This window comes from Capnocytophaga sp. oral taxon 324 str. F0483, from assembly GCF_000318315.2.
In the GTDB taxonomy this organism is placed as follows: Bacteria; Bacteroidota; Bacteroidia; order Flavobacteriales; family Flavobacteriaceae; genus Capnocytophaga; species Capnocytophaga ochracea.
Map to the genome: position 1 here is coordinate 1 of NZ_KB291511.1, position 13,325 is coordinate 13,325.

A 13,325-nucleotide genomic window follows, 5' to 3' on the forward strand; every position below is an offset into this window, starting at 1 on the left:
TTTCATCAAAATCTCTCCCTCCCCTCTTCCGAACTTCTCCGCTTCCTTTCGAATCCCTCAACGCTTCCCCCATTTGCTAATTTTTCCTCGCCTGCCGTGCTACGACTGCCTGTGCGGCTCGCACCTTTGCCAAAGTTAATTATCAGTATTTCTGGTATTATTGACATTTACCCCATTTTCTAATTCTCTCATTTCCTAATTTACTAATTTCCCCGCTTGTCGTGCTACAACCTCACACCGTCACTACATTCCCCCTTTGAACGGAAGTCCGCGATAGCGGAGTATGTGAGAGGGGGATGTTGTTTCCTTTGAAGGTAGCCAACGAGGACTCACAGCTAGATATGTGAAAAGAGAATGTTTCTTTTCAACCAAGTAACCCTATTTGTGGCTTGTCCCCCTTCGGGAGTTCGGGGTCTTATAAGTGAGTCGGAAATCTATAACCGAGTAAAGAATTATATTTATAATCAAATTGTTCAACTCTTGATAGGTACTTTAACAAAAAAAGACTGCTGTAAAAAGCAGTCTTTTCTTTTAAGTAATAATATTCTTTTAAAACTTATACCCTACTCCTATTTGTATCACACGGTTTTTAAATTCTACAGAAGGACGGAAGGAAGAAACTCTTCCTTGATTGTCTAATTCTGTTTTACTTTCGTTAGATAAGTTAGTAAGTCCTAAATTGAAAGTAGCGTCGAAGAATAAGCCAAAAGGCAAGTTGTATTCAGCACCCAAACCTAAACCAAAGTCAAACCTTTTCTTAGGAGGAAGTGATTGAGTCTCTTCTTTTTGGTTATCTCCTTCTCCTTTTATCTCTATTTTAGTTAAGTAACCTAAGTTTACCCCTACTTTAGGGCGAAAACCAGCAATATCATACTTCACCCAAAGAGGAATGTTAAGCTGTTGCGTATTCCATTTCCCCTTTTGAATATCTTCCTTTTGAATGTCAATCTTACCATTGTTATCTATGGTAGTAGCTTCAAGTGATTTCACTTTAGCTCCTTGAAAAGAATAGTCTATACCTCCTTCTACAAATAAATGGTCGTTAAAGCCGTATTCTATAAAACCTCCAAAATGAAAGCCTGTCTTAAAGCCTGTTTTATATTCAATGGCTGTTATCCCTTCAGAATTGGTAAAAGTAGTTTTAATATTAGAAACCGTAGGGAAAAGTAATCCTGCTTTAGCACCTACTTTAAACTCTTGGGCGTTAACCGCTGTAATAGTAGCAAACGCCACTGCAATAGTGGTAATAATTCTGTACATTTTTTTCTTTTATAAATTAATTTAGAGCAAAAGTACGAATTTCCCCCCCCCATATGTTAAAATAATGTTAAAGTTTATGTTAAATATAATACTACCCCTGATTATCAGTCTATTTACCACAACCGTTACCAAAGCTTCTGCCTAAAATTAAACCCTCAAACTCGTCCCACAAGTTCCACTTGTTCAATACTCTTGTCCTACCTGTCTCACTAATCCTACAGCTCAAAGAACTATTTTCTCCACTTACTCATTTTCCAATTCTCTCATTTCCTAATTTACTAATTTCCCCGCTTGTCGCTTTTCCGTCACTACACTCCCCCTTTGAAGGTAGCCAACGAGGACTCACAGCTGGATATGTAACAAGAGAATGTTTCTTTTCAAAGTGTAAAACGAAAATTCGCAAACCAATTTTGATAAGCTATAATAAAAAAACACTTTGTCAAAAAGTATCGTAGCAGTACGTGCGGTTAGAGACTTTGACAAAGTGTAGTATGACGCTAACTATGAGTGTTACAATTCCATAATTACTCTGTTGAGAGCTCCGATGGTCTTATCTAAATCTTCGTAAGTAAGGGCGTCGTTGAGGAAATAACTTTCAAAAGCGCTTGGAGGTAAGTAGATACCTTCGCGTAGCATTCCGTGAAAATACTTGCGGAAACGTGCTGTATCGCTCTTAGCTGAGCTGGCGAAATCGGTTACGGGTTCTTCGGCAAAGAAGAGGGTAAACATCGAACCAAAGCTATTGATTTGGTAAGGGAACCCTGCGCGTTTCAGTACGTTGTCGAAGCCTTCGTGCAAGTAAGCTGTCTTTTTCGCTAAACTGTCGAATACCTCAGGTTGTTCATTCAGCGCTGTGAGCATTGCCAATCCAGCACTCATCGCCAAAGGATTTCCGCTAAGAGTCCCCGCTTGATACACGGGACCTTCGGGAGCTAAATAGCTCATCACCTCTTTGCTACCGGCAAAAGCCCCTACTGGGAGTCCGCCACCAATCACTTTTCCGAAGGTAACGATATCGGCTTTGATACCAAAGACCTCTTGCGCTCCGCCTTTTGCCAAACGGAAGCCGGTCATCACTTCATCGAATATCAAAAGCGCTCCGTTTTCGGTACAGAGTTGTCTCAATCCTTCCAAGAAACCTTCGGCAGGAGGTACACAGCCCATATTTCCGGCTACGGGTTCGATAATTACGCAAGCGATTTGCTGTGGATTGGCTTCAAAGAGGGTTTTTACGGAGGCTAAATCGTTGTAGTTTGCTAAAAGCGTATCTTTAGCTGTGCCTTGAGTCACGCCAGGACTATTGGGACTACCAAAAGTGGCACCACCACTACCAGCCTCGATGAGGAAAGCATCGGAATGTCCGTGGTAACAACCGGCAAACTTGATAATCTTCTCACGACCGGTATAGCCACGAGCCAAGCGTATAGCGCTCATACAAGCCTCAGTTCCGCTATTCACAAAGCGAATCTTATCGATATGAGGCACCATTGAGACCGCTAATTCGGCGATTTGGACTTCGACTTCAGTAGGAATACCGAAAGAAGTACCTTTCTTGGCGCGCTCGGTTACTGCCTCAATTACTGGAGGGTAGGCGTGTCCTAAGATGAGTGGTCCCCAAGAGGCGATATAATCAATGTACTTGCGGTTGTCTTCATCGGTGAGGTAAGCGCCTTGGGCTTCTTTGATGAAAATAGGGTGTCCCCCTACGGCATTGAAAGCGCGTACGGGTGAATTGACTCCGCCAGGGAGTACTTGTTGTGCGGCTGCGAATAGTTCGCTACTTCTTTTGTAAAGCATATCTATTTAGGTAAGAGGTAAGAGATAAGAGGCAATAGATAACACTTTTACTTCTTATCTCTTACTTAAGTTGAATGTCAAATTGAGTAAGGTCACGGAATTGTTGTAAACGGGTGAGACGCTCGTCTTGGGTAAGGGTAAGCAGGCGCTCAGCTCCAAATTTCTCGATGCAAAACGAGGCGATGTTCGAGCCGTGAACAATAGCATTTTTTAGATTGCTGAACGAATAGTCGCGGGTTTTGGTGAGATAGCCTACGAGTCCGCCAGCAAAAGCATCACCGGCACCTGTGGGGTCGAATACTTCGGCTAAGGGGAGTGCTGGCGCAAAGAACACTTTGTCGTCGTGGAATAATAGCGCCCCGTGTTCGCCTTTTTTAATCACCACAAACTTCACACCCATTGCCATAATGCGCTGGGCGGCTTTCACGAGCGAATACTCTTTGGTAAGTTGGCGTGCTTCTTCATCGTTGATTGTAATCATATCTACGCGGGTGACTACCTCCATTAGCAAGTCCCAAGTGTGGTTCATCCAGTAGTTCATTGTGTCCATCACCACTAATTTGGGGCGCGATAGCATCTGGTCGAGTACCTCCATTTGCAGAGTAGGGTGGAGGTTGCCGAGTAAGAGCACTTCGGCATCGCGGAAGGCTTCGGGTACTACGGGCTTGAAATTGGCAAGCACGTTCAGTTGGGTGTCGAGGGTATCGCGTTGGTTCATATCGTTACGATACTTGCCACTCCAAAAGAGCGTTTTTCCTCCGTGCACTATCTCAATGCCCGATATGTCGATATGGCGCTGGGCGAGGAGGTTTAAGTAGTCTTGTGGATAGTCGTCGCCTACGATAGAGATGACAGCTGAGGGGACTTCGAACTGAGCGGCAGCAAGGGCTATATAGTTAGCCGAGCCCCCCATAATAGCGTTGCTTTTTCCGAAAGGAGTTTCTATTTGGTCGAAAGCGATACTTCCGAGAATGAGTAGTTTATTCATTTAAAATAGATAAAACCAGTAAACACTGGATCTGTGAGTAATAGATTTCGGGGGCAAAGGTAGTGAAAAAAGTGGATAGAGAGAAGGGAAAGGCGAAAAAAAAATTGTGAGAATAAGAAAGCTGAACAGAAGGGAAGTATAGGATAAAAATCTATAAAAGGAGGTTGATAGAAGAATACTTTTAAAAGAAGCAAAGAGAGGTTAAGTTTGTTTGGGAGGAATAAGACAGAAAAGGAAGAAAGGAATGCAAATGGGTAAGCCCATTACGCCTTCGGTAGCATTGAAGATGGCAAAGGCAAGGAGTACGTAAATCCCTAAGAAATACTTGTTTTTGAGTCCGTAGTATATTACTAATACGTGGAAAAGTAATAGGAAGGAGAGTCCTAACAAACCTTGATCAGAAAGGGCTGTGAGGAACTCGTTGTGAAGGCTATTGAGGTTGATGTTTAAACTGTGAATTAGCTGGGTTTCATAACCTGCACCTCCACCTATAAAGGGGTGTTCTTTAAAATGTACTAAGGCAGCTTCATTGATTTTAGCACGTCCTTCATCATTAAAAAACGTAGTATTAGTAATAATTTCTTTAGTAATCAAACTTCCTATAACAAAAACTATTACTGTGAAAAAAGCAATCAGTTTAGGCTTTTTAACCTGTTTCATCAGTGATACCCAGACGAATAAAGATATCAATATAAAGATACCTAAAATAGTTACACGAGCTTGTAAAATGAGTGCTATCATTGCCATCAAAAAAGTATACAGCAAAAACTGAAATGTATTGATAACCCTTCCTTTTTCTTCACGCCATAACCAGTAGCCCATAGTCCATATTACTAAAAATCCCCAAGCTATTTTACTGGGATGGAAGGTAATACTCCAAATTATTGGTTGATAGTAAGTAGCAAAGCCTGTATCAAGATGTTGCCCTAAGTAAGTTTTGTCTAGAGTTAAGAAGCTTACTAATGGTTTCCCTAAGTAGTGCATTAAAAAGATATAATCGGCTACTGTGAGTAGGAGTAACAAGAGTGAAATAAAAAAAGGAATATAAATAAACGCTCGGAGAATAGTTTTTTCAGGTCTATAAAAACAACTTATCACTGGCAAGAAAAGAAAAAAGCAATAATAATCTATATGATCAAAAGCAGTCGTCCTATCTGTTGCCCATAAAACACTTAATAGCTTCATTACTGTAAAAGCTAACAAACTGAGCATTATAGGGTGTGGCTTATAAAAAGTGCGTTTGTAAATTCCATACCCCAAACAAAACAAGAGCAACACTATACTGAGCCCTAAATTAAGTTTGAAATTATATAGATAAGAAGCTACAATAGCTGCTGCCACCACCGCAAAGAGTCCTTCAAAGAAAGAAAGTTTTTCAAAAAGGATTTTTCGTCTTAAATAGATTTCTGCTACAACAACAACAACAATAACAGATAGAATTCCTCTAAAAGAATGTACATCCCAAAGAGCTTCTTCATCCAACTGAAAAAGTGTATAAGTTATAGCTAATAGTAGTAGTCCTACACTACCCCACGAAAAATATTTTTCAATTCTTTTTACCATTATCTTTGATACCTTTCTTCTTCTCGTTTTAATGCTTTAAAGTTCTCATATACTGATAAGGCTGAAACCTTACTGAGCAAAAGGCCTTCTTTACCATCTAAGACACCTAACTTGAGTATATACGTCTTAAAAAAAGTAAAACACATTTTAGTATACATCTTTAAAGCATTGTAATGTTTTCCCTTAGCGTACATTTCTTCTCCACGTAATTTGCCGTACAGCACCGCTTTTTGTCTGTACGAATCATAGTCGCTTACCGAGTAATGTAACAGCTTGTTTTTAAGCACCCCTATACTACCTTCCACGGCAAGCGTCTCGTGTACCTTGCGCTCAGGCACGTAATGGCATTTTGACTTGCGGAATAAGCGGAAATTCTTATCTCCTTGTGTACCCGAATAGTATATAGGTTTCCCCGCAAAGAAAAATAACCTCCGAAAATAGTAAGCGTCTTTCTTGTCCGTACGGCTCAAGGTCTGTATAATCTCAGCTCTAAGCTTAGGAGTAATGCGCTCATCACCATCCAAAAAAAGCACCCAATCATTGGTTGCCTCCGCTAACGCCAAATTGCGCTGCTTCGCAAAATCTTCAAACTTATGCTGTATCACCTTTACTTTCGGAAAAGACTCAGCAATGCGCACAGTAGCATCCTTACTATACGAATCCACTACTATGATTTCGTCGCAGAAGTCAAAACACGAGAGCGCTTCAGCGATGTTTTTTTCCTCATTATAAGTGATAATCAGTCCGCTTACTTTTTCAGATATAGGTGACATTTTATTATTTTTTTTGCAAAGATAGTATTTTTTCTATATTTTTGCATTTAAAATAAAAATATTATGCCCAACATCGGTTTTGTTCACGGTCGATTTCCTTATGGAGGGGGAGAGAAAATCACCTCTAATATAGCGCCATATCTCACAGCCTTAGGATATAAAGTGTTTGTGTTTTCTTCTCATATCGCTCATCAAGAGCTTACCGACGAAGATAAACAATATATCACTTTTGTCAATATAGGCAAAACCCGCCTGTTTTCTCGCCCTAATGTGTCTTTAGCCGATAAAGTAAACGAATTAGGTATTGATGTTTTAGCTTTCATAGGCAAGAGTTTTAGCGCTTCTTGCGAAGGTATTTTTAAGAGAACTCAATGCAAATGTATCTTTGCTCATTATGGAGCTACCTTTTGGCAGTCCGAAAACGAATTGGAAAGCCTCAAGCAAAAAGCGAAGAAAAGTCTATTACACTTTCTCTATTTCTGGGGATTCAAGATACCTTCTTACCACTTGTACAGAAAAATTAGAATCGAAAAATACCGCGTTATCTACAACCATTACCACGCCTTTACCGTGCTCTGCGAAGCTTATAAAGATGAACTCACCCAAGCTCTACAACTCACCGATAATCACAAACTAAAAGCGATTTCTACCCCTATTCCTTCAGTGTCTACTCCCTACTCTTTCCAAAAAGAGAACGTTTTGCTATACGTAGGTCGTATGTCCTATAAAGATAAACGTGTAGACCGATTAGTCTCTATATGGGAAATGGTATATGAGCAATTTCCTGATTGGCAATTCTTTCTTGTTGGCGACGGCAAAGAGCTCCCTAAACTACGCGCTATGGTAGAAGAACGTTCTCTACCCCGCATTACTTTCGTCGGTAAAACCGATGATATCTATCCTTATTACAATAAGGCTACTATCTTCTGCCTCTCTTCTCAAATGGAAGGACAAGGAACTGTCCTAATGGAAGCCCAACAAGCTGGTGTCGTTCCTATCGCTTTCGACTGTTCTGCTGGGGTAAGAGGTATCCTCGCTCCTAATGGCGTGAATGGTATACTTGTAAAACCTTTCGATATGAACGATTATGCTCACCAACTTTCCGAATTGATGCATAACGCTTCTTTGAGAAACAAAATCCGACAAAATATTCTCCCTAAAGCAAATGACTATAGTATAGAAACAATCGTAAAACAATGGGACGAATTGTTTAAAACCATATTGTAATTACTTATGAAATCTTTCCGCACTGCCGAATACAAAATTCTTGCTTACCGACTGGCTTTAGTCTACCTATTTTACTTTTTAGCTCGCATCGCCTTTTATAGTTTCAATCAGGCGCACCTCAGTGTAGACGGTATAGCCGACTTTTTGCACCTCGCTTTCTACGGCTTGCTATTCGATACTACCGCCATTATCTACGTGAACCTTCTGTTCATCTTCCTAAGTGTGCTCCCTCTGCTCATCAATACCAAGCCTATTTTCCAAAAAGTCCTCTTCTGGGTGTACTTCATTTGTAATATACCTGCTTATCTGCTCAATTTTATCGATATTGCTTATTTTTCATATAATAAAACACGCCTTACGACTAACGATTGGGCACTGGTAGAAAATGAACACAACCCTATTGTGTTGCTCGCTGGTTTTTTAGTACAGTATTGGGCTATTTTTGTTGTCTTTTTAACGTTGATAGTGTTGTGGATATTCCTCTACAAGAAAGTGCACGTAAAAGAAGAAAATGTAATGCATCGAAAACCTTACTTTATCACATCGGTAGTGGTGTTGGTGCTATTGGCACCTACGCTTATTTTTGGTATACGTGGTTTCTCGTTCAAAAAAGGGGTGATTCCACTTACTGTGATGGACGCTAGCAAATATGCCCGCGATATTTCTCAAGTGAATGTACTGCTCAATACACCATTTACCATTCTGCGCACTATGGGCAAAAACAAAGGTTTTAAAGAGTTTAAATTTACTACCGAAGACTATATTACCCAAAATATCAAACCAATCAAACAATATCATCGTAATATTACTAAACAGCCTAACATAGTAGTCATCATTCTCGAAGGAATGGGCGCTGAATATTTCGGAGTGATGAATCAAAATACTCATATTCCAAACTACCGCACTCACACGCCTTTCTTAGACTCTTTGGCACAACAAGGGTTCTATTTTACTAATATTTATGCCAATAGTGTTCATTCTATTGAAGGCATTTCGGCTGTAACGGCAGGTATGCCTACCTTCCAAACCGCTTGGGTAAGGTCGGGATATGCTCAGCGCAAAGTGTCATCTTTGCCCGAAATCGCACGCTCTTTGGGCTACCAAACGCTCTTTGCGCACGGTGCTACCAATGGCTCTATGAATTTCGATGGCTATACCCACCAAATAGGATATGAAACTTACTTAGGGCGCACTGAATTCAACGATGAGCGCTACTATAATGGCAGTTGGGGTATAGACGATGAACCCTTCTTGCAGTATTTCGCAAAAAACATCAACCAAATGAAACGTCCGTTTTTGGCAACGGTTTTTACTCTTTCCTCTCACGGTCCTTATAAAGTGCCCGAACCCCTCAACAAGCGTTTTAATACCGGTGATATGCCTATGCATAACGTAGTGGAATACGCCGATTATTCCATTGGAAAATTCTTCGATACCGTTAAAAAAGAAGATTGGTATACGAACACTATCTTTGCCATTATCCCTGACCATACTACTGAAGATTATTACGATTATTACAAACAGAAGATAGCACACCACCGTTTGCCTATTATTTTGTTTAGCCCTAATAAAGCACTTATCCCACAGGGGAGCTCAGATGTATTGGGGCAACAAATAGATATTTTTCCTACTCTCGTAGATTTGATGGGGTACCAAAAGCCTTTCCGCTCTTGGGGGCGTAGCTTGCTAGCAAACAAAGCCGACGAAACTCCTCGTGCTTTTGTTACCAATACGCAGTTCTACCAGCTCATTCAAGGTAATTTTATCTATGTGTTAGACCTCCAAGGTGAAGTAGTTGGTGTATATGCTAAGGACGATTTAAACCTCACCCACAACCTCAAAGACCAAATCGCCCATAATGAAGAAATGAAAAAAGGCATCGCTGATTTGCGTGCCTTTATGCAAGATTTTATGGATAGAATCATTAATGATAAACTGCAATGATTACCTAATTTCCACTATCTTCCTCCGCTCCTGCCTGAACAAGTGTATCCTCCTCCTCATCCATTAGCATCTTCATATACTCATCAAGCTCTTGCGATTTCATAAACGGACTCGCCTTCGCTCTGAGCACCTCTACTTGTCTTTCGTAAAAATCCTTATCCAAAGGCGCTATGAGTAATAATAATTCTCCATAGCGGTCTATGGTATACTGTATTCTGGCAGTATTAGCATATCGCTCATCTGGCGATAAGTGTGCGTAATAATTCAGTTCTTCTTGATATTTCCCAAATATCTGCAAGGCTAATTTACGAGCGGTTTCTTTCTCACCTACCTTAAAATAACCTTGTACAAAAGGATCGAGAGTGAAGTAATAGCCATAAGCCTCCAAAGGCATATGCTTCATTCCGATATCCAAGATATCTTTAGCTTTATTCAATTTGCCTTCTTCTATCAGTTTTTCGGTAAGACGTGCCAAATTACCGCGGAAGATAATACTGTTCTTACGCGTTTCGGGGTCTAAGTAAATACCTGCTTTACCCATATTGCCCCAATCCCATTTCTTTATGATGTCGTACATCAAATTACTGTCTATACGACCCATATCAAAGGGGTGCTTCTTATCGATTTCTGTTTTAATAGGCACAAGTTTGTACACCAGTCCATCTAATTGTAAGTACTCCTTCATCCAGATATACTCAGCAGAGTCCATACTACCTCCTGAGAAGTATATCGGGCGTTTCCAATCGTTATAAGCCAAAATATCCAGCATCACAATACGTGCTTTATCGATGGCACTAGGAAGCGTGATATCTATATAGTCTACTATTTTATCAGCATCTTCAGGTCTTACAATGCCGCTCTTTAGTACGTTTTCTTTATTTACAGGAATCCGTATTTTGTTTGTAGGGTAGTAGTTAAAAGTTCTACTTTCACTACTACTGCTACTGAGCTGTGTATTGGGGTCATCGCTGGTTACCCATTTCACAAAGTCTTTAATGTTCCAGCGGTTCTCGGTGCGTTTTTGAAAATACACCCCTTCACGTACCCCGTGAGCATATTGTTTGTGCACCATTTCACCTGGGATAGGACTACTTTGGTACGCTTGGCGCTTCATTTGGTCGATATACCAATCCGTTTGCAACAAGCTGGTATTAATTATCCGCACATCGGTGCGATAGCCTTCTATTTCTTGGGCATACCACAGTAAGAACGTATCGTTATCGCCAATGGTGAATATCATAGCGTCTTTATCTTTAACTACCGAGCTCAAATAAGCGTCCGCAATAAACTCTGCCGAATACTTTTGCGAGCGGTTGTGGTCGTCCCAATTCTCACTTGCCATCAGCACAGGTACAGCAAGCAAACTCGCTACCACTGCCAAAGGTGCTCCTATTCGTGGCGAAAGCACCTTCCTAAGTGCGTGGAATAACGCGTATACACCCACCCCTATCCATATAGCAAAAGCGTAGAACGAACCTACTAACGCATAATCTCGCTCTCGCGGTTCAAACGGTCGTTCGTTGAGGTATATTTTCATTGCCAAACCCGTAAAGAGGAAAAGCATCATCACTACCCACGTTTGGCGTTCGCTCTTCGTCGCCATAAAAAATAACCCTAAGAGTCCTAAGAGCAAAGGCAGGAAATAGTAAGTATTACGAGCTTTATTGTTCAGCACATCGGCAGGAAGGTTGTCTTGCGACCCAAGGCGGAAACTATCAATAGGCTTAATACCCGATAGCCAGTTGCCGTGGTCATTCTCCATCTTGCCTTGCACATCGTCTTGCCTGCCTATGAAGTTCCAAGCAAAATAGCGGAAGTACATATATCCAAACTGATACTCGAACAAGTAGTGCATATTCTTCCAAAAACTTGGCTTCTCTACTTCTATATAGTCCCGATATTCGGTAAGGAATTGGTCATAACGCTCAGGCGGAAGCGGTTGTATTTGCATTTGTCTTTGCACTTCTTGTAAGAACTGATAGAGCTTCGGCTCGTTATACGCTTCTTCTTTTATTCTAAACGTAAGTAGCCCTGTGAGCTTCATATAATTTGCCGCGTGTTGCGCACTCCACATTCTCGGCAAAACGCCCTCTTGTTTGCTATTCGACGCCATCTGAGCGTTTTTGTACTGATTCACGATGATGTATTTGCCTAAGGCATAATCGCGCTCGTATTTTGGCTTCGCATCTTCATACGGGTTTTCTTCGTCTAATCCAGCGTATTTATCCGAATACATAGGACCGTAGAACAAATGCGTTTCGGGGTATTGTTCAAGGTTGTAATAAGCTAATAGCAAACGCGCATCAGTCGGACTGTTCTCATTGATAACCGTATCAGCATTCGCGCGAATAGGTATCATTAGCCAAGACGAAAACCCTATAAACACAAACAACAAGCATAAAACGCCCGTTTGCAAGCGCACTTTGTTTTGCTTATAAGCGTAGTTCAGCGTAAAATAGAAGAACGCAATAACCGAGAGTCCCGCGATAATAGTCCCTGAGTTGAACGGCATACCGAAGCTATTCACAAAAAATACTTCCAAATAACCAAAGTACGCCAAGGTGTAAGGTAATATCAGTTTAAATATCAACAGCAAAATAGCGATAGAAACTACATTAGCAATGATGAAGTTCACTACCGTTTTCTTGTAGTTACTCTTAAAGAAATAAAGCATACCAATGGCAGGAATGGTCAGTAACGCCATAAAGTGCACCCCAAACGAAAGCCCCACTACTAACGAAATCAGTAATAACCAGCGGTCGCCACGTGGTTCGTGCAAACTGTCCGTCCACTTAATGCCCAGCCAAAACATAGCCGACATAAATAGCATTGCCATTGCATACACTTCTGCTTCCACCGCGTTAAACCAAAAACTATCCGAGAAAGTATAGGCAAGAGCCCCTACAACCCCACTCCCCAAAACAGCGATAAACTGCCCTTGGGTAAGCGTAGCAGACGTTTTTTCTTCAACAGAATCGGTTCTCTTTAAAGCAATTTTCTTGGTCAAATTTACAATGATGAAGTACAAGAAAAGAACCGTAAAAGCACTCGATAAAACCGACATATAATTCACAAACAGCGCAATCTTATCCGAGTTGGGAGCAAAAGCAGCTATAAAAGCACCCATCATTTGGAATAAAGGCGCTCCGGGAGGGTGACCCACTTCCAATTTCGCTGAGGTAGCAATATACTCGCCACAATCCCAAAAGCTAACCGTAGGTTCTACCGTAAGCCCATAAGTGATAAGAGCTACGGCAAAAACAGTCCACCCCACAATGAGGTTATATTTCTTAAATTGATTATCTGTCATCAGTACTTTATATTTCAAAGTGCAAAGGTAAGAAACAATTACCAAATGAGCAAATTTGTCAATCAGATATACACCCTCACTCCTTCACTACATTCTCTTTTGGAGTCAGTTCACGACAGTTGGGTCTGTGCCCCGCAAAAGTAGAGTATGTGATAGGAGGGATATTTGTTATCACTATACTTTGCCAAAGGTGCGAGCCGCACAGGCAGTGTGAGCCACACAGGCTGTTGAATTAGCAAATTTGGAGGGTTTAGGAGCTCGGAAGAAAACGGAAAAGTTCGGAAAAGAGTTGAGGGGGTTTTTGATGAAAAAAGGGTGTAAGATGGGTGGGGTTAGCTTATAGAGAGCTTATACGAATCTTGGACGATTGGTATAGAAAGGGTGTGTAAAAAATTGATTAATAGTATAATACAACAAGGCTAAAAATGGTAAAAACAGGGTTTCGAGGCGAAAGAAAGAGGAA

9 protein-coding genes are annotated in these 13,325 nt (G+C 41.0%); 3 read left to right on the forward strand and 6 right to left on the reverse strand.

The window, feature by feature from the left end; genetic code table 11:
• Positions 1-183, forward strand: a 183-nt coding sequence (locus HMPREF9072_RS12475; protein ID WP_232300836.1) for a hypothetical protein, incomplete at its 5' end; no start/stop codon positions are given.
• Between the two features lie 366 nt (positions 184-549).
• Here HMPREF9072_RS12475 and HMPREF9072_RS04650 read toward each other — a convergent pair.
• From HMPREF9072_RS04650 to HMPREF9072_RS04670, 5 genes are all read right to left on the reverse strand, one after another.
• On the reverse strand, positions 550-1,260 hold the full coding sequence (locus HMPREF9072_RS04650; protein ID WP_009410778.1) for a porin family protein: 711 nt from the start codon (positions 1,258-1,260) through the stop codon (positions 550-552).
• Between the two features lie 510 nt (positions 1,261-1,770).
• Positions 1,771-3,057 carry a glutamate-1-semialdehyde 2,1-aminomutase gene (hemL, locus tag HMPREF9072_RS04655; protein ID WP_009410779.1) on the reverse strand — a complete coding sequence of 429 codons (1,287 nt, stop codon included), beginning with the start codon at positions 3,055-3,057 and terminating at the stop codon, positions 1,771-1,773.
• A gap of 61 nt (positions 3,058-3,118) precedes the next feature.
• A complete protein-coding gene (locus HMPREF9072_RS04660; RefSeq protein ID WP_009410780.1) occupies positions 3,119-4,045 on the reverse strand; it encodes a PfkB family carbohydrate kinase in 927 nt (308 codons plus the stop codon).
• A gap of 201 nt (positions 4,046-4,246) precedes the next feature.
• Positions 4,247-5,608 (reverse strand): O-antigen ligase family protein, encoded by a 1,362-nt coding sequence (locus HMPREF9072_RS04665; protein WP_009410781.1) that lies wholly within the window; start codon positions 5,606-5,608, stop codon positions 4,247-4,249.
• Positions 5,608-6,381: a glycosyltransferase family 2 protein gene (locus HMPREF9072_RS04670; protein WP_009410782.1), complete on the reverse strand. Its 774-nt coding sequence runs from the start codon at positions 6,379-6,381 to the stop codon at positions 5,608-5,610. The genes HMPREF9072_RS04665 and HMPREF9072_RS04670 overlap by 1 nt, the downstream gene beginning before the upstream one ends.
• 63 nt (positions 6,382-6,444) lie before the next feature.
• Here HMPREF9072_RS04670 and HMPREF9072_RS04675 point away from each other — a divergent pair, with 63 nt between their 5' ends.
• Together HMPREF9072_RS04675 and HMPREF9072_RS04680 are read left to right on the forward strand one after the other, a co-directional pair.
• Positions 6,445-7,608, forward strand: a complete 1,164-nt coding sequence (locus tag HMPREF9072_RS04675; RefSeq protein WP_009410783.1) for a glycosyltransferase — start codon at positions 6,445-6,447, stop codon at positions 7,606-7,608.
• A gap of 6 nt (positions 7,609-7,614) precedes the next feature.
• Positions 7,615-9,552, forward strand: a complete 1,938-nt coding sequence (locus HMPREF9072_RS04680; RefSeq protein ID WP_009410784.1) for an LTA synthase family protein — start codon at positions 7,615-7,617, stop codon at positions 9,550-9,552.
• 4 nt (positions 9,553-9,556) lie between these two features.
• On the opposite strand, the gene HMPREF9072_RS04685 is transcribed toward HMPREF9072_RS04680, so the two are convergent.
• Positions 9,557-12,862 carry a DUF2723 domain-containing protein gene (locus tag HMPREF9072_RS04685; RefSeq protein WP_009410785.1) on the reverse strand — a complete coding sequence of 1,102 codons (3,306 nt, stop codon included), beginning with the start codon at positions 12,860-12,862 and terminating at the stop codon, positions 9,557-9,559.
• Positions 12,863-13,325 lie beyond the last annotated feature (463 nt).